The 20,877-nt window shown below is 72.4% G+C and carries 16 protein-coding genes; 8 read left to right on the top strand and 8 right to left on the bottom strand.

Annotated features, from left to right (window positions below):
- Nucleotides 1-34 precede the first annotated feature (34 nt).
- The 4 genes from ACIQI7_RS12400 to ACIQI7_RS12385 form a co-directional block, all read right to left on the bottom strand.
- Nucleotides 35-1,108 carry a M14 family metallopeptidase gene (locus ACIQI7_RS12400; RefSeq protein WP_401108089.1) on the bottom strand — a complete coding sequence of 358 codons (1,074 nt, stop codon included), beginning with the start codon at nt 1,106-1,108 and terminating at the stop codon, nt 35-37.
- 15 nt (nt 1,109-1,123) lie between these two features.
- The gene (locus ACIQI7_RS12395; protein WP_401108087.1) at nt 1,124-1,450 is read right to left on the bottom strand and encodes a hypothetical protein; all 327 of its coding nucleotides are present in this window, start codon (nt 1,448-1,450) and stop codon (nt 1,124-1,126) included.
- 105 nt (nt 1,451-1,555) lie between these two features.
- Nucleotides 1,556-2,278: a TetR/AcrR family transcriptional regulator gene (locus ACIQI7_RS12390; protein WP_401108085.1), complete on the bottom strand. Its 723-nt coding sequence runs from the start codon at nt 2,276-2,278 to the stop codon at nt 1,556-1,558.
- Between the two features lie 400 nt (nt 2,279-2,678).
- On the bottom strand, nt 2,679-3,293 hold the full coding sequence (locus tag ACIQI7_RS12385; protein WP_401108082.1) for a LysE family transporter: 615 nt from the start codon (nt 3,291-3,293) through the stop codon (nt 2,679-2,681).
- 205 nt (nt 3,294-3,498) lie between these two features.
- Between ACIQI7_RS12385 and ACIQI7_RS12380 the strand changes: the two genes are divergently transcribed.
- The 3 genes from ACIQI7_RS12380 to ACIQI7_RS12370 all read left to right on the top strand — a co-directional run bounded on the left by ACIQI7_RS12380 (nt 3,499) and on the right by ACIQI7_RS12370 (nt 8,069).
- Nucleotides 3,499-4,128 carry a maleylpyruvate isomerase N-terminal domain-containing protein gene (locus tag ACIQI7_RS12380; protein ID WP_401108080.1) on the top strand — a complete coding sequence of 210 codons (630 nt, stop codon included), beginning with the start codon at nt 3,499-3,501 and terminating at the stop codon, nt 4,126-4,128.
- A gap of 184 nt (nt 4,129-4,312) precedes the next feature.
- A complete protein-coding gene (locus tag ACIQI7_RS12375; RefSeq protein ID WP_401108077.1) occupies nt 4,313-6,148 on the top strand; it encodes a M1 family aminopeptidase in 1,836 nt (611 codons plus the stop codon).
- A 232-nt stretch (nt 6,149-6,380) separates the two neighbouring features.
- A complete protein-coding gene (locus tag ACIQI7_RS12370) occupies nt 6,381-8,069 on the top strand; it encodes a protease pro-enzyme activation domain-containing protein (RefSeq protein ID WP_401108074.1) in 1,689 nt (562 codons plus the stop codon).
- A 67-nt stretch (nt 8,070-8,136) separates the two neighbouring features.
- On the opposite strand, the gene ACIQI7_RS12365 is transcribed toward ACIQI7_RS12370, so the two are convergent.
- The 4 genes from ACIQI7_RS12365 to ACIQI7_RS12350 all read right to left on the bottom strand — a co-directional run bounded on the left by ACIQI7_RS12365 (nt 8,137) and on the right by ACIQI7_RS12350 (nt 13,649).
- Complete coding sequence (locus ACIQI7_RS12365) at nt 8,137-9,027, bottom strand: lysozyme (RefSeq protein WP_401108072.1); 891 nt, start codon at nt 9,025-9,027, stop codon at nt 8,137-8,139.
- 196 nt (nt 9,028-9,223) lie between these two features.
- Entirely contained in the window at nt 9,224-10,651 is a 1,428-nt protein-coding gene (locus tag ACIQI7_RS12360) for a non-reducing end alpha-L-arabinofuranosidase family hydrolase (protein WP_401108069.1), read from the bottom strand.
- Between the two features lie 98 nt (nt 10,652-10,749).
- A complete protein-coding gene (locus tag ACIQI7_RS12355) occupies nt 10,750-12,225 on the bottom strand; it encodes an endo-1,4-beta-xylanase (protein ID WP_401108066.1) in 1,476 nt (491 codons plus the stop codon).
- Nucleotides 12,226-12,623: 398 nt separating this feature from the next.
- Nucleotides 12,624-13,649: a LacI family DNA-binding transcriptional regulator gene (locus ACIQI7_RS12350; RefSeq protein ID WP_401108063.1), complete on the bottom strand. Its 1,026-nt coding sequence runs from the start codon at nt 13,647-13,649 to the stop codon at nt 12,624-12,626.
- 156 nt (nt 13,650-13,805) lie between these two features.
- Here ACIQI7_RS12350 and ACIQI7_RS12345 point away from each other — a divergent pair, with 156 nt between their 5' ends.
- The 5 genes from ACIQI7_RS12345 to ACIQI7_RS12325 all read left to right on the top strand — a co-directional run bounded on the left by ACIQI7_RS12345 (nt 13,806) and on the right by ACIQI7_RS12325 (nt 20,700).
- Nucleotides 13,806-15,098: an ABC transporter substrate-binding protein gene (locus tag ACIQI7_RS12345; RefSeq protein ID WP_401108061.1), complete on the top strand. Its 1,293-nt coding sequence runs from the start codon at nt 13,806-13,808 to the stop codon at nt 15,096-15,098.
- Between the two features lie 11 nt (nt 15,099-15,109).
- Nucleotides 15,110-16,039, top strand: a complete 930-nt coding sequence (locus tag ACIQI7_RS12340; RefSeq protein ID WP_401108058.1) for a carbohydrate ABC transporter permease — start codon at nt 15,110-15,112, stop codon at nt 16,037-16,039.
- Entirely contained in the window at nt 16,039-16,857 is an 819-nt protein-coding gene (locus tag ACIQI7_RS12335) for a carbohydrate ABC transporter permease (protein ID WP_401108055.1), read from the top strand. The genes ACIQI7_RS12340 and ACIQI7_RS12335 overlap by 1 nt, the downstream gene beginning before the upstream one ends.
- Nucleotides 16,858-16,865: 8 nt before the next feature.
- Nucleotides 16,866-19,226 (top strand): glycoside hydrolase family 3 N-terminal domain-containing protein, encoded by a 2,361-nt coding sequence (locus ACIQI7_RS12330; RefSeq protein ID WP_401108832.1) that lies wholly within the window; start codon nt 16,866-16,868, stop codon nt 19,224-19,226.
- A 67-nt stretch (nt 19,227-19,293) separates the two neighbouring features.
- A complete protein-coding gene (locus ACIQI7_RS12325) occupies nt 19,294-20,700 on the top strand; it encodes a PHB depolymerase family esterase (protein ID WP_401108052.1) in 1,407 nt (468 codons plus the stop codon).
- Nucleotides 20,701-20,877 lie beyond the last annotated feature (177 nt).

Raw genomic sequence — 20,877 nt, 5'->3', positions numbered from 1 at the left:
CTGCGGTCCGGGGGCCGGTCAGGTGGTGCCGGCGTCAGGTGGTGGCCAGGCAGAACTGCACCAGCCCGGCGTCCACGTCGCGGATGATCTCCTCCATCTCCGCCCACCGCGGGTGGAACTCGGTGCCCCACTCGACGGTGAAGCCGAGCACCTTGCCCTGGTCGGGCTCGGCGAAGTGGCGGGCGTAGACGTAGTCGTCGCTGGTCCCGCTGGTCGGGTAGAGGTGGAAACCGGTGATCGGCTTGTACGCCAGGCCGCGGACGCCCTTGAGGCCCTGGCAGAAGGCCTCGGCGAGCAGCACGGCGGCGTCCTCGTCCTCCTTGGGGATGTACTCGGCGTACGCGAGGTCGTCGGGCCGGCCGCGCTTGCCGTCGAAGTCGGCGTTGCGGAAGTTCATGTCGGGGTTGTCCGACTGGTTCTCGTCGTCGCCCCAGTTGTAGAGGATGTCCTGCGAGTAGCTGTGCACGTCGACGAACCACGCGGTCCGAGGGAAGTTCTCCAGCAGGGCGAGGACGTTCTGGGTCTCCGGTTCGGAGAACGCGCTCGGGCCGCAGTAGACCTGCGGGTCGCAGGGGTCGTTGGACACCCGGGCGTCGGCGGCCGGGTCGAACGCGGTGACGAAGTCGAAGAGGAAGTCGTAGTTGCGGTTGAGGTCCACGCCCACGCAGTCGGGGTTGTGGCTGCCGCCGGTGTAGGCGGTGTTGCGGTTCTTGCGCCACATCGGCCGGACGGTCTGGCTGTAGTGCCGGCCGTCGGGGTTGACCAGCGGGAAGAGCACCAGGTCGATCCGGTGGAACAGGTCGCTGACCTGGCCCGCGGTGAAGGTGGTGCCGCCGTAGCCGAGGCCGGTGCCGTCGCGGTGGGCCTCCAGCAGGTCGGCGGCGAGGTGGACGAGGATCTCGCAGCTGCCCCACTCACGGGCGTGGACGCCGCCGATCATCATCACGCACGGCTTCGGGAGCGCCGCGGGGGCGCCGATCAGCAGGGCGTGGGAGGTGCGGCCCTCGCACGAGGGCTCGGGCAGGGTCAGGAGCTGGGTGACGTCGGGGTAGGCGGTGGCCAGGCTGGTCACGGCGGACTCGACCTCGGTGACGTTCAGGTACGGCATGGCGGGCCTCCCGGGTCAGCCGGTGGTCTTGGCGGCCAGGCCGTGCGGGACGGCGTCGTCGGGGGCGAACCGGTCGCCGGACCCGATGTCGGCCTGGGCGGCGCGCCCGGCCTCACTGGCGTTGCCGGTCCAGGTGACGGTGACGCCCTCGCGTTCGAGGGCCGGCACCTGGGCGGCCGTGGCATAGACGTCGATGCCGACGCTGCCGTCCGCCTCGACGCGCGGCCGACCGCCGACGTCGGAGCGGGTTTCGCGCAGCAGCGCGCGCAGGGTCTCCGGGTCCTTGGCGGTCACGCGCAGGCGCAGGATGTCTTCGTACGGTTCGTTCGGAACGGCGGACATGGGGAGCTTCTTCCGGGTGCCGTCGGAGCGGGCCGGAACGGTGTCCGGCAAGTGGCCCGGCGGCGCCGATATGAGGGTGTATGTCCGACGTGTACCTCGTATACCTCAGGATGCGTCGCCGCCGTAGAAGTCGTCAAGGGCGGGCTCCGGCATCCCGTCGAGCAGGCTGTCCAGGCCGCTCAGCATCTCCGCCTCGTCGTCGAACTCGGCGAACCGGGGCACCAGGGCGCGCAGTCGCGGGTAGTCGGTGGCGGACAGCCGGTGCAGGCCGAGCCGCAGGGCCGGGTCCGGCTCGCTCGGGTTGTCGACCACCTGGCGCTTGTCCACCAGCAGGCAGCCGAGGTTCCAGGCGACGAAGGTGCGGTAGACGGTCAGCGCGCCGGCGTCGTCGAAACCGGCCCGGCCGAGCACGGCCAGGATGTGCTCGGTGAGCTCCAGCACCGAGACCGGGCGGCGGGTCACCGGGACGGCCAGCGGGCGGGTCGCGACCAGCGGCAGGATCTCCGGGTGGGCGTGCGCGGTGGCGGCGAACGCCCGGGCGATCCGGCGCAGTTCGGTGCGCCAGCCGGCCTCGTGGGAGCCGCGCCCGGCGCCGGCCCGCAGCCGGGCGTTGATCTCGTCGAAGTAGGCCTCGACCAGGCCGTCGATCAGCGCCTCCTTGCCCGGGGTGTAGCGGTACAGCGCCATCGACTCCACGCCGAGGTCGGCCGCCAGCCTGCGCATCGTCAGCGCGGCCAGGCCCTCGCGGTCGACCAGGGCCACGGCTGCGCCCAGCACCAGCGGGCGGCTCAGCCGGCCCCGCTTCTCGGGGGCGTCCTGCTCGACCATCTCCGCACTCCTCCGGGTCGGTGGCAGCGTCGTCGGTCGTGCCCGGGCCGGACGGGCGGCTCGGTGGACCGGCGGTGGCGCGGGGCCGCTGCCGGGGCGGTCTTCGGCGGACGTCACTCAGCGGATACAGACCAGGATACAAGGTAGGAATCAGACGTAAACGGGTGAACCGCTTTTGCCGCCACATTTCGCCGATCCCGCTGGTCAGCCGACCGACGGCGGCTCGGCGCGGGCGGCGGGAACGGCGACCGGGGCGGCGGGGTCGGTGACGGTGAGTGACGGACCGCGCCATGACGGTCGGTCGAGGCGCCGGGCGGCGCGGCGGGAGCGGTGACCGGGACGACCGGACCGGTCGCGGTGCGTAGTCGTCGGCCGTCCGGGGCGGGCGGCCGGGCAGCGCTCAGTCGAGCAGCAGCCGGACGGCGAGGACGGCGACCAGGGCGGCGGAGCCCAGGGCGGTGAGCAGTCGGCCGCGCGGGCCGGTCAGCGCCCGGCCGAGCAGCGCGCCGCCGGAGGCCAGCAGCAGTTGCCAGGCCGCGGAGGCGGCGAAGGCGCCGAGGGTGAAGGCGGCCCGGGCCGTGACGCCGTCCCGGCCGCCGCCACCGAGCACCAGGGCGGCGAAGTAGAGCACGGTGAGCGGGTTCAGCAGGGTGATGCCCAGCAGGGTGAGGAAGGCCCGGGCCGGGGTGGGCGGCGCGGCCCGCGGCCCGGCACCGCCGTCGGGCCGGACGCGCAGCGCGGCGACGGCCGTCCGGGCGGCCAGCGCCAGCAGCACCAGGGCGGAGGCGATCCGCAGCGGGCGGGCGACCGGTTCGAGCAGCGGCGCGAGACCGGCGCCGCCGGCCGCCGCGAGCAGCGCGTACAGCCCGTCCGCGGTGGCCACGCCGAGCGCGGCGCAGGCGCCGGTGCGCAGCGAGGTGCGCGCGGTGAGCGACACCAGGTAGGCCCCGACGGCCCCCACCGGGACGGCCACGCCGAGCCCGGCGAGCAGCCCCGCGGCCAGCGCGGTGCTCATGTGTGCGCGGCGTCGGGCCTCCGGGGGCGGCCGGACCGCTGTCGGACCGCGGCCGGGCGGGCGGCGGAGGTCACGGGCAGCGGGCGGGCGGCGGAGTCGGTCATGGGCCGATGGTGGCGGCCCGGGCCCGGGGGCGGCAAACGGTTTTCCCGGGCCCCGGGGTAGCGTGGGCCCGACCCCGTGATCACCGTCCCGAGGAGAGCCGATGAGAAGTCAGAACGACCCGGTGCGAGCGATGTTGGCGCAGGCCTGGGCCTCCTGGGCGGAGCGGGGAGCGGCCCTGTCCGCCGAGGACTGGGACCGTCCCACCCGGCTGCCCGGGTGGACGGTACGGGAGCTGTTCGCCCATGCCGCGCCGGAGCCGGAGATGTTCGGCGGGCTGCGCGGGGCGCTGCTGGACGGGCCGGCCGGGATCACCACCGGCGCCGGGATCCTGCGCGCCTACAACCGGCCCGGCGGCCTCGCGCACACCGCCGCCGAGCAGATCGCCGAGACGGCCAGGCAGGCCGCCGGGCGGACCGAACCCGCTGTGCTGATCGCCCGGTTCGGGGTCGAGGGGCCGGCCGCCCTGGCCGGGCTCGCGGACCTGCCGCCGGACACCACGGTGGCGCACCCGCTGCTCGGCAGCGTGGCGCTGGGCGCGCTCGGCGAGGTGGCGCTGATGGAGGCGACGGTCCACCTGCTCGACCTGATCGCGGCCGTCGGCGGCCCGCCGCCCGCCGACGGGGCGCTGCGCTTCACCCGTGCGCTGCTGGCGGAGGTCGCCGAGCCGGTGGCCTTCATCGAGGCGGCGACCGGGCGGGACGCGGCGGCGGTGCTGCCGGTGATCCGATGAGGCGGTCGTCGGGTGAGACGGTCGTCGGATGACGCGGTCGTCCGACGAGCCGGTCGCCCGGTGAGGTGGCCGTTCGGCGAGCCGGTCGTCGGATGAGGCGTATGCGTCTCATGTCATGAGCCTTTCAAAGGTGCGGGTTTGCTGTCACGCTGCTGCTCCCGACCCGCTCCCACGAGAGGCTCCGATGAGAAGAATCCTGCCCGCCCTGACCGGCGCCGCCCTGTTCGCGGCGACCGGCCTCGCGGTGCTCGCCACCCCCAATGTGGCGAGCGCCGCGGCCTGCACACCCGCCCAGGTGGTGGCCAACGGCGGCTTCGAGTCCGGCAGTTCACCCTGGACGGCACCGAGCGGCGCGATCACCGGCGACAGCGGCCAGAGCGCGCACTCCGGCAGCTCCTACGCCTGGCTCGACGGCTACGGCTCCAGCCACACCGACACGCTCTCGCAGTCCCTCACCCTCCCCACCGGGTGCGGCACCGCGACGCTCGGGTTCTGGCTGCACGTCGACACCGCCGAGACGACCGGCAGCACCGCCTACGACAAGCTGAGCGTGAAGGTCGGCTCCACCACCGTGGCCACCTACTCCAACCTGGACGCCCAGGCCGGGTACGTGCACCGGACCGTCGACGTCTCCGCCTTCGCCGGCCAGGCCGTGACGCTCGCCTTCACCGGCGTCGAGGACTCCAGCCTGCAGACCAGCTTCGTGCTGGACGACGTCACCCTGGACGTCTCCGGCGGCACCACCCCGCCCCAGCCCGGCGACCCGACCCGCACCCCGGTCGCGCCGGCGTACACCGTCGACCTCAGCAGCGACGCCTCCGGCGGCAGTTGGACCGGGCACGAGAGCGTGACCTTCACCAACGCCTCGCCCACCGCGCTGAACGAGGTGTACCTGCGGCTGTGGGACAACGCCCACGGCAGCTGCCCCAGCACCCCGATCACGGTGACCAACGTGACCGGCGGCACGCCGTCCCCGCTCACCGTGAACTGCACCGCGCTCAGGATCACCCTCCCGGCCCCGCTCGGCCAGGGCCAGAGCGGCACCGTCGGCTTCGACCTCGGCATCACCGTGCCGAGCGGCGCGGACCGCTTCGGCCACGACGGCGCGTACAACTTCCTCGGCAACGCCCTGCCCGTCCTGGCGATACGGGACGCGGCCGGCTGGCACCTCGACCCGTACACCAACAACGGCGAGTCCTTCTACTCGGTGGCCTCGGACTTCACCGTCACCCTGGACCACCCGACCGGCCTGCTGGTCCCCGCGACCGGCACCTCGGTGGACACCCCCGGCACGGCCGGACGGACCGTCACCAAGGCGACCGCGACCAAGGTGCGCGACTTCGCCTGGGGCGCCGGGCCGTTCACCAGGATCTCCGGCACCTCCGCGGCGGGGGTGAAGGTCAACGTCTACTCGGTGGCCGGGATCAGCGCGGCCGACTCCAAGTCGATGCTCTCCACCGCCACTTCGGCGGTCGACGCCCACGCCCAGCGCTTCGGCGCCTATCCGTACGGCGAGCTGGACGCGGTGATCGACAACAACTTCTGGTTCGGCGGCATGGAGTACCCGGGCTTCGTCCTCGACCTGGTCAGCACCACGGCGCTCACCCACGAGATCGGTCACCAGTGGTGGTACGGCATCGTCGGTGACGACGAGTACACCAGCCCCTGGCTGGACGAGTCCTTCACCGACTACGCCACCGACCTCGCCCTCGGCAAGACCGGCAACGGCTGCTGGAACAGCGTCTCCTGGGCCTCGTCGGCGGAGCGGATCACCAACTCGATGGCGTACTGGGACGCCAACTCCTCCCGCTACTCCACCGTCGTCTACGGCTACGGCAAGTGCGCCCTGCACGACCTGCGCCGGACCATCGGCGACACCGCGATGACCACGCTGCTGCGGAACTACGCGCAGGGGCACTGGAACGGCGTCTCCACCACCGCCGAGTTCAAGGCGGCGGCCCAGGCCGCCACCACCGTGGACCTGACCTCCTTCTGGAGCCAGCACCGCATCGACGGCTGAGCCGCGCGGCCCCGCGGCGCCGCCCCGGTCCCGGCCGGGGCGGCGCCCTCCGACTGCGCCCTCCGACTGGCGCTGACGCTGGGTGAAGCGCCACTGTCGACTCCCCTTGACGCCGCCGCAGGCGGGGAGGACGCTGTCCGTATACGACATAAGCGTCTGCCGTATACGGACAGTCGAAAGCGCACGACCAAGAGTCGCGAGCTCCCGGCGCTGACCGACCGCTGGAGCGATCATGTCGACCAACCACTACGTGGCGCTGCCGGACAGCACCCGCGTTCCGCTCGCCGGAGCACGGGTCATCGGACCGGCCCACCCCCAGACACCCCTGACCGTCACCGTCTACCTGCGTCGCGACCCGGCCGCGCAGCCGCGTCCGGACGTCTACGAGCTGGCACTCCAGGCGCCGACCCGGCGCACCCTGCCCAGCGACGACCAGTACGCCGCCACCCACCGGTGGCTGGACACCGACCTCAAGGCGGTCGAGGCCTTCGCCGCCGAGCACGGCCTCAAGGCCGCCAACCCCGACCCGCTCGCCCGCAGCATCCAGCTGACCGGCACCACCCGGGACGTCGCGGACGCCTTCCAGGTGACGCTGGCCCGCTACCGCTACCAGGACGCCAACGGCGCCCCCCAGACCTACCGCGGCCGGGAAGGCCAGATCTACGTACCGGCGGAGCTGGACGGTATCGTCACCGGCGTCTTCGGCCTGGACGACCGCCCGATCGGCACCCGGCTGCTGATCCGCCGGGCCGCCGACAGCGTCCCGGTGACCCGCGCCACCCCGACGGTCCAACCCGGAGCCTTCCTGCCACCGCAGCTCCAGGCGCCGTACGCCTACCCGGCCGGCACCGACGGCAGCGGGCAGTGCATCGCCGTCCTCGCCTTCAACGGCGAGACCCCGCCGGGCGTCCCGTCCGGCGGCTACTCGCTCGAAGCCCTGCGGAACTACTTCGTCAACGTCCTGCACCAGGACATGCCGGAGATCACCAACGTGGTCGTCCCGGGCGTCGGCACCCCCGGAAACGAACCCGGCCAGGACGCCGACTTCGACACGGCCGACACCAGCGGAGAGATCATGCTCGACCTGGCGGTCGTCGGCGGCCTCGCCCCCAAGGCGAGGATCGTCGTCTACTTCAGCAGGTTCACCGAACAGGGCTGGGTCGACGTGATCACCCGGATCGTCAACGACACGGTGAACCGGCCGACGGTGATCTCCTCCAGCTACGGCAACCCCGAGGCCAGCCCCGGCAGCCGGTGGACGGTCGGGGCGATGAAGCGGGTCGACGCCGCGTTCGCCAACGCGGCCGAGAAGAACGTCAGCATCTGCTGCGCCTCGGGCGACGACGGCTCCCGCGACCAGGTCCACGACGAGCGCGCCCACGCCGACTTCCCCGCCGCCAGCCCGCACGTGCTCGGCGTCGGCGGCACCAGGCTGGCGGTCTCCCACGGGCAGGTCGTCAGCGAGGTCTGCTGGGACAACGGCCCGGGCAGCCGGACGGGCGGCGGCATCAGCAAGGTCTTCCCGGTGCCGCCGTACCAGGCCGACGCCCAGGTGCCGCCGTCGGCCAATCCGCCGCACGCCCGCGGGCGCGGGGTGCCGGACGTGTCCGCGCTGGCCGACCCCGACACCGGCGTGGTCGTCCCGAGCGTCGACGGCGTGCACTTCAACCAGATCGGCGGCACCAGCGCCGCCGCCCCGATGTGGTCCGCCCTGCTCGCCCGGGTCAACCAGGCCCTGCCCGGATCCGCCCAGGTCGGCTTCCTCAACCCGCTGCTGTACGCGAAGTTCGCGAGGGGCGTCCTGCGGGACATCACCCAGGGCAGCAACGGCGCGTACGCCTCCGGGCCCGACTGGGACCCGTGCACCGGCCTCGGCAGTCCCGGCGGCCAGCAGCTGCTGGACGGCCTCAGGGCCCTGTAGACCCGGACGTCGGACGTCCGCACCGACGGGCCCCCGCCTCGGCGACGGGGGCCCGACGGACGGCCGGTCAGCCCAGGGCGAGCGCGCGCAGGCGGTCGGTGGCGCCGTTGAAGTAGTTCTGGTCACCGGGGAAGGTGCCGGAGTCGGCGAACTGCCAGAAGGTCTGGTAGCCCCAGCCGTTCGGCAGGGTGCCGACGGAGGTGGAGTAACGGGCTATCCAGAGCGGGTTCGTGGTGCCGAAGCCGCCGTAGTTGCCGGTGCACTGGGTCCACCAGTTGGTGGTGGTGTAGATGGTGGGGTAGCGGCCGGTGCGGGAGCGCACGGTGTTGCTGAAGTCGCGGATCCAGCTGACCATGGCGCTCTGGCTGAGGCCGTAGCAGGTGGCGCCGTAGGGGTTGTACTCGATGTCCAGCGCGGGCGGCAGGGTCTTGCCGTCGGCGGACCAGCCGCCGCCGTGGCTGACGAAGTAGCCGGCCTGGGTGGCGCCGGAGGAGGCGTTCGGCAGCGCGAAGTGGTAGGCGCCGCGGATCAGACCGGCGTTGTACGAGCCGTTGTACTGCTGGGCGAAGTACGGGTTGGTGTAGCCGGTGCCCTCGGTGGCCTTCACGTAGGCGAACTTGGCGCCGTTGGCGGCCACCGAGGACCAGTTGACGTTGCCCTGGTGGCTGGAGACGTCCAGCCCCGGGGTCTGGGTGGCGGCGAGGGAGGCGAACGGGGTTCCACCGTCGCGGCCCTCGTGGGCGGCGACGGTGGAACCGGCGAAGTCCTGCTCGGGGTGGAAGCCGGGGCGGCCTTCGACGACGGGGGCGACAGGGGCGGGGTCGGCCGCGTACGCGGGGGCGGCCACGCCGGCGACCAGGGCGGTCGCGGCGGCGAGGGCGGCCAGCGCGGGCAGGCGGCGGCGGGCCGGTCTGTCGGTGCCGGTCGTGGTGCGGGCGGAGCGGGAAGAGCGGGGCATGAGCACTCCTCTGGTCCGTGCGAGGGGAAGGTCGAGACGACCCGGTACGGCCGGGGTCGGACCGGCCGTACCGCAGAGTAGCCAGGTACCCGCTACCGCCACCAGGCAGCTTTTTTCACAGCGTGAACGCACCTCACACGGGCCGGAACACCGTTGCGGGCAAGGGGTGTTGCCGGTCCTGCCGGTCCGCCGGGAATCAGTGCCGCAGGGTGAGGAGGCCGGGCCGCCAGGGGAGCTGGTCGTACGGGGCGGTCGAGCCGGGAACCATGCCCTGGTAGAGGAGCTGGAGGTTGCAGGGGTCGATGGTCATGGTCTGGTCGGGGTTCTCGCGGACGAGGTCGCCGTGGCTGATGTCGTTGGTCCAGGTGGCGCCGCTGTTGGCCTTGCCGGCGAAGGGGTTGCCCTCGGTGGCGGCCTGCGGGGTCCAGGTGCCGTTCAGGCTGGTGGCGGTGAAGGAGCGGAAGTAGCGCTGCTCGCTCGCGCCGCGGGCCTCGACGATCATCAGGTACTGGTTCTGGCCCTTGACCTTGTAGACCTGCGGGGCCTCGAAGAGGTTCTTGACCGTGTCGGTCATCACGGTGGTGTAGGAGGAGCCGAAGTTGCCGGGGAAGTTCCCGATCGGCATGCTCGCGCGGTAGATGCTGCCGTTGTCACCGGCGAAGAACAGGTACATGTTCCGGTCGTCGGCGATCAGGGTCTGGTCGATCGGGCCGGTGCCGGAGTTGGGGATGCTGCCGGTGAACAGCGGCTGCGGCGCGGACCAGCCGTTGGGGTTGGTCGGGTCGCTCGACGTGCGGTAGACGAACGGCCACGCACCCCACTGGTACGCCAGCACCCAGATGTTCCTGGGCGCGAAGTAGAACAGCGTGGGCGCCACCGCCCGCTCGCTCATCCCGGTCTGCCCGGCCGAGGCCATGTCCGACCAGTTGGTGAAGGGGGCGAAGGCCATCGAGCCGTAGGAGGACCCCGAGACGTTCGAGGCGTAGACCAGATGCTTGCCGTTGTAGACGACGTCGGTGTAGTCCTTCAGCGCGGCCCAGCCGTTGGCCGGCTGCGCCAGCGCGCCGGTCGAGGACCAACGGTAGGTGGACGGCAGGGCGCAGTCGCCGCCCGGCGGGGTGGTCCCGGACAAGCCGGACCACTTCTGGTTGCTGCCGCCGTTGCAGTTCCAGAGCCCCACCGACGTGCCGTTGGCCGTGCCGGCGCCCGTCACGTCCAGGCACAGCCCCGACTCGACGCCGACGATCGTGCCGTCGGAGTTCACCCGCCACTGCTGGTTCGCGCCGCCGCTGCAGCCCCAGATCTGCACCTTGGTGCCGGGCGTGGTGGCGTGGCCCGGCACGTCCAGGCACTTGTCGCCGTACACGGTCAGCTGGCTGCCGGACGTCGACGTCCACAGCTGGTTGGCACCGCCCGAGCAGTCGTAGATCTGCAGGGACGCGCCGTCGGTCCGACTGGCGCCCGTCACGTCGAGGCACCGGCCGGAGCCCGTACCGCGCAGGGCGCCGCTGGTGGCCGCCTGGGCGGGGGCGGCGACGAGCGTCGCCGCGAGCGCCGCCCCGGCCGCGACCACGGCGGTGAGCACCGCCGGCAGCTGCCTGCGGCGGGAACTTCGTTGGTGCATGGGATCTCCCTCTTCATGAATGGAGCTGTCGCCCAGCTCTGTCAACGCCCGCATACCGGGGGCGCGCGCCTGTCGAGCGCGCGCCCGCGCGGCTCAGCTCACTTGAAGGTCCAGTGCTGGTTGGCGCCGCCGTTGGAGTCCCAGATCTGGACGGGCGTGCCGTTGGCGGTCTGACCGCCGGGGGTCTCCAGGGCGCGGCCGCTGGCGACGTTGGTGAGGGTGTAGGAGCCGTCGCTGTTCCGAGCGGCCTTCCAGTGCTGGTTGGCGCCGCCGCTGGGATCCCAGACCTGCATCCTCGTCCCGTTGCCCGTCTGGCCGGCCGGCTCGTCCAGGGCGCGGCCGCTGGCGATGTTGGTCAGCGTGTAGGAGCCGTCCCCGTTCTGGTCGGCCCGCCACTGCTGGTTGGCGGCACCGGCGGCGTCCCACACCTGGAGCGGCGTGCCGTTGCCGTTCTGCCCCGCGGGCTCGTCGAGGACGCGCCCGCCGGCTCCCGCCGCCGAGAGCGTGTAGACGGTGCCGGAGACGATGCCCCCGCTCGGCGTGCCGCTGCCGCCGCCGCCCAGGGTGGTGAGGACCGCTCCGTAGGCGGGCTTCCTGTTGCCGTTGTTGTCGAACAGCAGCGGGTTCTCGCCGGTGCGCCAGGAGTCGCTGTCGCGGATGCCCCACACCGTGATGCCGGTGCAGCGGGCGACGTTGAGGCAGGTCTTGACGGCGGAGGCGTACGCGGTGGGGGAGGCCTGGGCGATGTCGAGCTCGGTGAGCTGGACGTCCACGCCGAGCGCGGCGAAGCTGGAGAGGGTGGTCTGGAAGTTGGACGGCGGTCCGCCGGCGCCGAAGTGGCTCTGGAAGCCGACGCAGTCGATGGGCACGCCGCGGGACTTGAAGTCCTTGACCATGCGGTAGACGCCCTGGGTCTTGGCGTCGGACCAGTTCTCGATGCTGTAGTCGTTGTAGCAGAGCTTGGCCGAGGGGTCGACGTTCCGCGCGGTGCGGAACGCCTCCTCGATGAAGCCGTCGCCCAGCACGTTCTGGAACACCGAGCCGCGGTGCTGGCCGCTGCCGCCGTCGGCGAACGCCTCGTTGACCACGTCCCAGGCATAGATCCTGCCCTTGTAGTGGTTCATCTCGGCGGTGATGTGGTTGTTCATCACGCTGCGCAGCGTGTTCGCGTCGCCGATGGAGCCGACCCAGTTGGGCAGTTGGGAGTGCCAGACCAGGGTGTGGCCGCGCATCCGCTGGCCGTGGGCGTTGGCGTGGTTGACGATCGAGTCCGCGGGGCCGAAGTTGAAGTTGCCGCGGGACGGCTCGACGGTGTCCCACTTCATCTCGTTCTCCGGGGTGACCATGGTGAATTCCCGGTCGAGGACGGCGGAATACGTCGAGTCGCCGAGCCGGCCGGCGGCCACGGCGGTGCCGAAGTAGCGGCCGCTGTCGGCGGCGGCCGCGCCCAGCGTGGTCGCCCCGGCGGCCTGCGCCGTGGGGATCGCGGTGACGGCGCCGGCCGCGCCGACGAGCAGGCACGCGGCCGTCGTCAGGGCCTTGCGGAGGCGGGGTTTCGTGGTGAGTCGTGGCATGACGGATCGTTCTCCTCGGGTGGGGGGATGCCTGCACACCGGACGTGGCGCCCGCCCTGCCGGTCAGCGCATACTGTTAGCGCTAACAATTCGCGGCGACCGCGGGCCCTGTCCGGAATGTTCAGGTGAGGTCTCCGACAGGCGATGTACGGCGTCGACAGGACCGCGCCCGTGGGTGGTCGGCGCGCGGGGCCGGGGAGCCATGGTCTCCTCGGACTTGTCGACGGCGCCAGTGTTGGCCTGAGCCCGTCAAGCTGTCAACGCTTTCGGCAAAAACGGCGACAACTTCGCGCGGCTCTGCGGCCCCTCCCGCCGGAGAGCGGAGCCGGTCAGGCGCTGGGCGGTTGAGCCGACGCGGCGTCAGCAATGCGGAGAAGCGGCGAAACTTTCGAAATGGTTCACGGTCGGCCGGGCGCCACGGCGCTGGAGCGCACCACCAGGGTGGTGGAGAGTTCGAGGCGGGTGGGGGCGGTCGGGGCCTCGCCGGCGCGGAGGGAGAAGATCAGCCGGGTCGCCTGTTCGGCCATCTCGCGCAGCGGCTGGCGGACGGTGGTCAGCGCGGGGCTGGTCCACTGCGCGATGTCCAGGTCGTCGTAGCCGACCACGGACAGGTCCTCGGGGACGCGCAGGCCGCGGACCCGGGCGGCCTCCATGACGCCGAGTGCCTGCAGGTCGCTGCCGGCGAAGATCGCGGTGGGCCGGTCGGGGAGCTCCAACAGCCGCCCGGCCCGGGCGAATCCGCCCTCGGCGTGGAAGTCGCCGAAGGCGGTCAGCGCCGGGTCGACCACCAGGCCGGCCATGGCCAGCGCGGAGCGGTAGCCGTCCAGCCGCGCCAGCGAGCAGAGGGTGTCCTCGGGGCCGGTGACGATGCCGATGCGCCGGTGGCCGAGCTCGATCAGGTGCCGGGTGGCGGCCAGGCCGCCGGCCCAGTTGGCCGAGCCCACCGAGGGCACGTCCGGGTCGGGGTTGCCGGCCGGGTCGACGATGACGAACGGGATGGAGCGCGCGCGCAGTTGGCGCTTGAACTCGGGCGGCAGGCTGGAGAAGACCAGGACGACGCCGAGGGGGCGCCGGCGCAGCACCGCCTCGATCCACTCCGGTCCGGGGGCGTGGCGTGAACCGCTGTGGGTGACCACCACCGCCGCGCCGTGCTCGTTCGCCACCGCCTCGACGCCGCGGAGGAGTTCCATCGCCCAGAGGCTGTCGAGCTCGTGGAAGACGATCTCGACGAGCGGCGCCTCGCCGCCGCCGCGCGCGGTGCGCCGGTAGTCGTGGTCGTTCAGGACCTGCTCGACGCGCACGCGGGTGGCCGCCGCCACGTCGGTACGGCCGTTGAGGACCTTCGAAACCGTCGAAACGGAGACCTCGGCCTCGCGCGCGATGTCCGCGAGGGTCACCCGTCCCAGTTCATCGCCCTTTTCCATGGGGGCAGCATAAGGCACGGGCGGTGCGGGGCAGTTGGCGCGGCAACGCTTCGGCATTCCGTCCGCCCGGGGGCTTGACCCGAAACATGTCCGCAACCTAGCGTCCCCGCCATGCAGTTATTTCGAGAAACCCGTCGAAACTTTAGGGGAGACCCGATGAAGAGACGCGCTTTCGCCGCCGCCCTCGGACTGGCCGCGGTCATGGTCGGGACAGCCGCCTGCGGCAGTGGCGGCTCCTCCGCCGGCGGAGGAGCCGGCACGATCCACGTGCTGGTCTACGGGGACGCCAGCAACAAGGTCGAGAAGCAGCTGGTCGACACCTTCAACAAGACGTCGAAGGTCAAGGCCGTCCTGGACACCATCCCCGGCGCGGACTACCAGGCCAAGCTCAACACCGTCATCAACACCCCCCAGGCCCCGGACGTCTTCTTCAACTGGGGCGGCGGCAGCATCCAGCCCTACGTGAAGTCCGACCTGCTGCTCCCGCTGGACGACATGATCGCCGCGGACCCGGCGCTGAAGAGCAGCTTCCTGCCCTCGGTGTTCAACACCGCGGTGATCGACGGCAAGTCCTACGGCATCCCGATGCGCGGCACCCAGCCCGTGCTGCTGTTCCACAACAAGAAGGTGCTGGCCGACGCCGGCCTGAGCGTCCCGAAGACCTGGGACGACCTGCTGAGCGCCGTTCAGGTGCTCAAGGGCAAGGGCATCACCCCGTTCGCCCTCGGTGGCGGCGACCAGTGGCCGACCCTGATGTGGTACGAGTACGTCTTCGACCGCGTCGCGGGCCCCGAGCTGTTCCAGAAGGCGCTGTCCGGCGACAGGAGCGCCTGGGAGAGCGCGGACGCCAGGAAGGCCCTGGGCATGCTCAAGCAGCTGGTCGACGCCGGGGCGTTCGGCTCGAACTTCGACTCGGTGAAGTTCACCGACGGCGGCTCCCCGGCCCTGCTGGCCAAGGGCAAGGCGGCCTTCGAGCTGATGGGCTCCTGGGAGTACGCCACCCAGCGGGACGCCGACCCCGACTTCACCAGGAACAAGCTCGGGTACAGCAGCTTCCCCGGCGTCGCCGGCGGCAAGGGCGACCCGGCCGACCTGGTCGGCAACACCAACAACTTCTACTCGGTGCTGAAGAAGAGCAAGCACCCCGAGGCGGCGGCCGCCTTCCTGAAGCTCATGTACTCCGACGAGTTCGTGAAGGCGCAGCTGGCGATCGGCAACCTGCCGACCACCACCAACACCGAACAGTTCCTCGCCACCTCGGACAGCCCCGACTACTCGAAGTACCAGTACGACCTGGTCAAGGCCGCCCCGTCGTTCCAGCTGTCCTGGGACCAGGCGTACCCGCCGGCCGCCAACACGCCGATCCACACCGCCGTCCAGCAGTTCTTCGACGGCAAGCTCGACGCGGACGGCTTCATCAAGGCCATGCAGGCCTTGCCCGCCTCCTGAGACGGATCGCCATGAGTGCTACCTCCCTAGACCCTCCGGCGACCGGGGCGCGGCCCCGCCGGACCGGCGTAGGGGTGACCCGCCCGGGCCTCGCCTGGGCGCTGCCCGCGACCGTGTTCTTCCTGGTGTTCGCGGTTCTGCCGCTGGTCCTGGTGGCGGTGCTCTCCTTCACCAGCTGGAACGGCGTCGACGCCCCCCGGTTCAACGGCCTCGCCAACTGGACCGAACTGCTGCACGACCCGGTCATGACGCAGAGCGTCGGTCTGACCCTGGTGCTGACCGTGGCCGGGGTGGTCGTGCAGACCCCGGTGAGCCTCCTGCTGGGCGTGTGGGCGGCCGGGCACCAACGCAACCGGGCCGTGCTGTCCGCGATCTTCTTCGTGCCGCTGCTGCTGTCCGCGACCGCGGTCTCGGTGGTCTGGCGCGCCATCCTCGACCCCAACTTCGGCGTGCCCGCGCAGCTGGAAGAGCTGTTCGGCCGGAGCAATCTGATGGGCAGTCAGAACAGCGCCCTCGCGGTGCTCACCTTCGTCGGCATGTGGCAGTGGACGCCCATGCACGCCCTGCTCTACCAGGGCGGCGCCCGGGCGATCCCGCAGGTGCTCTACCAGGCCGCGTCGATCGACGGCGCGGGCAGGGTGCGGCAGTTCTTCCACATCACCCTGCCGCAGCTGCGCAACACGGTCGTCACGTCGGTGATCCTGATGCTGGTCGGCGGCCTCACCACTTTCGACACCGTCCTCATCCTCACCCAGGGCGGCCCCGGCACCGACACCACCAACAGCGCCTACTACATGTACCAACAGGCCTTCAAGAGCTTCGACTTCGGTGCCGGCTCGGCCATCGCCCTGGTCCTCGTGGTGGTCGCCACCCTGATCTCGCTCGCCGTCGTACGGCTGTCCGGCTACGACAGGATGCGCGGCACCACGGAGGGACTGTGATGCGACGGCGTCCCAACCACCTCGCCGGGCTCGGCTCGCTGGTCTGGCTCGCACTCGTCGGCTTCCCGCTGTACGTGCTGCTGATCGCGACCTTCCGGACCCGGTCCGACTACTCCTCGCGGGGACCGCTCACCTTCCCCGCGCGGCTGACCCTGCAGAACTACGTCGACGACTTCTCCAACGGCTTCGGCCGGGACTTCCTCAACACGCTCCTCGTCACCGTGAGCGTGGTCGCGATCGTGCTGCTCGTGGTGCCACCGCTCGCCTACGCGATCGTCCGGGCGCGGGGCAGGGCCATCGGGACGGTCTTCCGGGTCTTCCTGCTGGGGCTGGCGATTCCGGCCCAGGCCGTGATCGTGCCGATGTTCTACGTCATCAGCAAGGCAGGGCTCTACGACAACCTGCTCGGCGTCATCCTGCCCACCGCGGCGTTCTGCCTGCCGGTCTGCACGCTGGTGCTCACCGGCGCGATGCGGGACATCACCGGCGAGCTCTACGAGGCGATGGCCATGGACGGTGCCACCCCCTGGCGGGTGTTCTGGCAGCTGGTGCTGCCGCTGTCCAGGGGCGGCCTCTCGTCCGTCGTGGTCTTCTCCGCGTTGCAGGCGTGGAACGGCTTCCTGTTCCCCCTGATCCTCACCCAGTCGGAGGGCACCAAGGTCATCACCCTCGGCCTGTACGAGTTCCAGACCGAGCACGGCGTGAACGTGCCCGGCCTGCTCAGCGCCGTCGTGCTGTCGACGCTCCCCGTATTCATCGTCTACCTGTTCGCCCGCCGTGCCTTGGTCCAAGGCCTGATGGGCGTCGGAGGAAAGTGACCGGCACCATGAACCCGGCCGTCCCGTCCGCTGCCCCGACCACCCGCTGGCGCGACCGCGCGCTCAGCCCCGAGGAGCGCGCGGACTCCCTGCTCGCCGAGATGACCCTGCCGGAGAAGCTGGCCCAGCTCGTCGGCGTCTGGGTCGGCGCCTCCGACGAGGGCGGCGACGTCGCCCCGCACCAGCACGACATGGAGGAGCCGCCCGCCCTCGACGACCTGCTCCCCACCGGACTGGGCCAGCTGACCCGGCCCTTCGGCACCGTGCCGGTCGACCCGGCGCTGGGCGCGCTCTCCCTGGCCCGCAGCCAGCAGCGCATCGCCGCCGCGAACCGGTTCGGCATCCCGGCCCTCGCGCACGAGGAGTGCCTGGCCGGCTTCGCCGCCTGGGGCGCCACCGCCTACCCGGTGCCGCTCTCCTGGGGCGCCACCTTCGACCCGGACCTGATCCGGCGGATGGCCGCGGCCATCGGCCGCGACATGCGCGCGGTCGGCGTCCACCAGGGCCTCGCCCCGGTCCTCGATGTCGTCCGCGACGCCCGCTGGGGCCGGGTCGAGGAGACCATCGGCGAGGACCCCTACCTGGTCGGCACGGTGGCCACCGCCTACGTGCAGGGCCTGGAGTCGGCGGGGATCGTCGCCACGCTCAAGCACTTCGCCGGGTACTCGGCCTCGCGCGCCGGACGCAACCTCGCCCCCGTCGGCATGGGTGCGCGGGAGCGGGCCGACGTGATCCTGCCGCCGTTCGAGATGGCGGTGCGCGAGGGCCGGCCCGGTTCGGTCATGCACGCCTACACCGACACCGACGGCGTCCCCTCGGCCGCCGACGAGGCGCTGCTGACCGGGCTGCTGCGCGACACCTGGGGCTTCGAGGGGACGGTGGTCGCCGACTACTTCGGCATCGCCTTCCTCAAGGTGCTGCACGGCGTCGCCGGGGACTGGGCCGAGGCCGCCGCCCTCGCCCTGGCCAGCGGCGTGGACGTGGAACTGCCCACCGTCAAGACCTTCGGGGAGCCGCTGCTGCGCGCCGTCGAGGACGGGACGGTGCCCGAGGCGCTGGTGGACCGGGCGCTGCGCCGGGTGCTGACGCAGAAGGCCCGACTCGGCCTGCTGGACGAGGACTGGGACGCCGTCCCGGCGGCGCTCGCCGGCCGGCCGCTCGACGACCCGGCCGCGCTGCGCGGCTCGGTCGACCTGGACCGCCCGGAGAACCGCGCCCTCGCCCGGGAGATCGCCGAGCAGGCGGTGGTGCTGCTGCGCAACGACGGCACCCTGCCGCTGCGCGGCCCCCGCCGGATCGCGCTGATCGGCCCCAACGCCGACACCCCGACCTCGGTGCTGGGCTGCTACGCCTTCCCGGTGCACGTCGGCAGCCGGCACCCCGAAGTCCCGGTTGGCATCGAACTGCCCACGCTGGGACAGGCGTTGGCGGCCGAGTTCCCCGACAGCGAGATCCGCACGGCGGCCGGGGCGAGCGTCGACGGGCCCGACACGTCCGGCTTCGCCGAGGCCGTCGAGGCGGCCCGGCAGGCCGATGTCGTGATCGTCGCCCTGGGGGACCGGGCCGGCCTGTTCGGGCGCGGCACCAGCGGCGAGGGCTGCGACGTCGAGTCCCTGGAACTGCCCGGGGTGCAAAGGCAGTTGCTCGACGCACTGCTGGACACCGGCAAGCCGGTCGTGCCGGTGCTGCTCGCCGGGCGCCCCTACGCGCTGGGACGCGCGGCGACCGAGGCGGCGGCCCTGGTGCAGACCTTCTTCCCCGGCGAGGCCGGGACCGAGGCGATCGCCGCCGTGCTCAGCGGCCGGACCAACCCCTCGGGCCGGCTGCCGGTCAGCATCCCGGCCCGGCCGGGCGTGCAGCCCTCCACCTACCTCGCCGCCCGGCTGGCCGGGCGCAGCGAGGTGTCCAGCACCGACCCGACCCCCGCGTTCGGGTTCGGGCACGGCATCGGCTACACCACGTTCGCCTGGACCGATCTGGAGGTGGACCGGGCCGCCGCCGCGACCGACGGCGAGCTCGGCCTCGCCTTCACCCTGCGCAACACCGGTGAGCGGAGCGGCAGCGAGACCGTCCAGCTCTACCTGCACGACCCCGTCGCCTCCGTCGTCCAGCCGGTCCTTCGGCTGATCGGCTACCGGCGGATCACCCTCGACGCGGGCGAGCGGACCCGGATCCGCGTCCGCGTCCCCGCCGACCTCGCGTCCTTCACCGGACGCGACGGCCGGCGCGTCGTCGAGCCCGGCGAGCTGGAGCTGCGGATCGCCGCCTCCAGCACGGACGTCCGGCTCACCGCCACCGTCCGACTGGACGGCCCGGTCCGCGTCCTGGACCACACCCGGCGCCTGCACGCGGACTTCCGGTGCACCTGATCCGCCACCGCGCCGGCCGGCACCGGAACCTTCCTCGCACTCATGGCAATCCCGACGGAGAGGTCCCATGTTCCGAAACCGCTCGTTACCGTCCCGTCTCCTGGGCATCGCCGCCGCGCTCGGCCTCGCGGTCGGCCTGAGCCTTCAGGCCGCGCCGCGGGCCGCCGCGGCCCCGGCCGCCGCCACCCAGGCCGCCACCCCGGCCGCAACCCCGCAGACCACCGGCTCGCTGACGCAGATCACGAACTTCGGCGCCAACCCGACCGGTCTGCTGATGCACCTGTACGTGCCGAACAGCGTCCGGGCCCACCCCCCGATCCTGCTGGCCCTGCACGGGTGCCAGGGGACGGGCCCCTACCTGTACTCCAGCACCGACTTCGGCTCGCTCGCCGACCGGTACGGCTTCCTCGTCGTCTACCCGTCGACGAACCCGAGCGGAAGCTGCTGGGACGTCTCCTCCGACCAGGCGCTGACCCGCAACGGCGGCAGTGACCCGGTCGGGCTCAGGTCGATGATCACCTACACCGAGCAGCACTACGGCGGCAACGCCGACGCCGTGTACGTGACCGGCCAGTCGTCGGGCGGGATGATGACGAACGTCATGCTCGCCGACTACCCCGACGTGTTCAAGGCGGGCGCGGCGTTCATGGGCGTGCCCTACCACTGCTTCCACACCGGCTCCGTCCGCGGCTGGAACGCGGACTGCGCCCAGGGCAGGGTGTCGATGACCCCGCAGCAGTGGGGCGGCCTGGTCCGCAACACGGGGTACCCCGGTTACACCGGGCCGCGTCCGCGCGTGCAGCTGTGGCACGGAACCGCCGACACGATCCTGAGCCACAACAACCTCGGTGAGGAGATCAAGGAGTGGACCGACGTCCTCGGCGTGAGCCGGGCGCCGTCGGCCACGGACACCCCCACGGCCAACTGGAACCGGACGCGCTACGACAACGGCGCCGGGACCACCCAGGTCGAGGCGTACAGCATCGCCGGGGCCGGGCACCAACTGCCGGTCCGGGGCACCGCGATGGCCGCCGAGGCCATCCGCTTCATGGGCCTGGACGCGGCGCCCACCGGTGGCGGCACGACCGGCGCGCTGCACGCGGTGGGCGCGGGCAAGTGCCTGACGGCGGTTAACAACGCGACGCCCGGCACCCAGCAGCAGATCCACGGCTGCGACGGCGGAGCCGCCCAGACCTGGACCCGTACGGCGTCGAACCAGCTGACCGTGACCGTCGGCGGCAGCACGCTGTGCCTGGACGCCGGCGGCAAGGGCACCACCGACGGCACCAAGGTGGTCGTCTGGTCGTGCAACGGCCAGGCCAACCAGCAGTGGCGGCTGAACGCGAACGGCACCGTCACCGGCGTGCAGTCGGGGCTCTGCCTGGACGTGGCCGGCCTGGGCACCGCCGACGGCACGCCCGTCCAGCTGTGGAGCTGCAGCGGCGGCCGGAACCAGCAGTGGACGCTCGGATGACCGGATGGCACCGCGGGCACGGCCGGTCGCGGTGACCCGGTCCGGCCGTGACCGCGCGGGCCGCCCCCCCCCCCCGGGCGGGGGGGGGGGGGGGGGGGGGCGGGGGGGGGGCCGGGGGGGGGGGGGCCGGGGGGGGGGGGGGGGGGGGGGGCCGGGGGGGGGGGGGCCCCGCCCGGG

This window comes from Kitasatospora sp. NPDC092039 (assembly GCF_044756065.1).
In the GTDB taxonomy this organism is placed as follows: domain Bacteria; phylum Actinomycetota; class Actinomycetes; order Streptomycetales; family Streptomycetaceae; genus Kitasatospora.
Note: the sequence above shows the minus strand (reverse complement) of the source record. Positions and strands in the feature narration are given on the sequence as shown.

Excerpts from the sequence above, each read along its gene's own strand:
- ACIQI7_RS12400 (WP_401108089.1), bottom strand. The coding sequence starts at position 1,108 with ATGCCGTACCTGAACGTCACCGAGGTCGAGTCCGCCGTGACCAGCCTG.
- ACIQI7_RS12395 (WP_401108087.1), bottom strand. The coding sequence starts at position 1,450 with ATGTCCGCCGTTCCGAACGAACCGTACGAAGACATCCTGCGCCTGCGC.
- ACIQI7_RS12390 (WP_401108085.1), bottom strand. The coding sequence starts at position 2,278 with ATGGTCGAGCAGGACGCCCCCGAGAAGCGGGGCCGGCTGAGCCGCCCG.
- ACIQI7_RS12385 (WP_401108082.1), bottom strand. The coding sequence starts at position 3,293 with ATGAGCACCGCGCTGGCCGCGGGGCTGCTCGCCGGGCTCGGCGTGGCC.
- ACIQI7_RS12380 (WP_401108080.1), top strand. The coding sequence starts at position 3,499 with ATGAGAAGTCAGAACGACCCGGTGCGAGCGATGTTGGCGCAGGCCTGG.
- ACIQI7_RS12375 (WP_401108077.1), top strand. The coding sequence starts at position 4,313 with ATGAGAAGAATCCTGCCCGCCCTGACCGGCGCCGCCCTGTTCGCGGCG.
- ACIQI7_RS12370 (WP_401108074.1), top strand. The coding sequence starts at position 6,381 with ATGTCGACCAACCACTACGTGGCGCTGCCGGACAGCACCCGCGTTCCG.
- ACIQI7_RS12365 (WP_401108072.1), bottom strand. The coding sequence starts at position 9,027 with ATGCCCCGCTCTTCCCGCTCCGCCCGCACCACGACCGGCACCGACAGA.
- ACIQI7_RS12360 (WP_401108069.1), bottom strand. The coding sequence starts at position 10,651 with ATGCACCAACGAAGTTCCCGCCGCAGGCAGCTGCCGGCGGTGCTCACC.
- ACIQI7_RS12355 (WP_401108066.1), bottom strand. The coding sequence starts at position 12,225 with ATGCCACGACTCACCACGAAACCCCGCCTCCGCAAGGCCCTGACGACG.
- ACIQI7_RS12350 (WP_401108063.1), bottom strand. The coding sequence starts at position 13,649 with ATGGAAAAGGGCGATGAACTGGGACGGGTGACCCTCGCGGACATCGCG.
- ACIQI7_RS12345 (WP_401108061.1), top strand. The coding sequence starts at position 13,806 with ATGAAGAGACGCGCTTTCGCCGCCGCCCTCGGACTGGCCGCGGTCATG.
- ACIQI7_RS12340 (WP_401108058.1), top strand. The coding sequence starts at position 15,110 with ATGAGTGCTACCTCCCTAGACCCTCCGGCGACCGGGGCGCGGCCCCGC.
- ACIQI7_RS12335 (WP_401108055.1), top strand. The coding sequence starts at position 16,039 with ATGCGACGGCGTCCCAACCACCTCGCCGGGCTCGGCTCGCTGGTCTGG.
- ACIQI7_RS12330 (WP_401108832.1), top strand. The coding sequence starts at position 16,866 with ATGAACCCGGCCGTCCCGTCCGCTGCCCCGACCACCCGCTGGCGCGAC.
- ACIQI7_RS12325 (WP_401108052.1), top strand. The coding sequence starts at position 19,294 with ATGTTCCGAAACCGCTCGTTACCGTCCCGTCTCCTGGGCATCGCCGCC.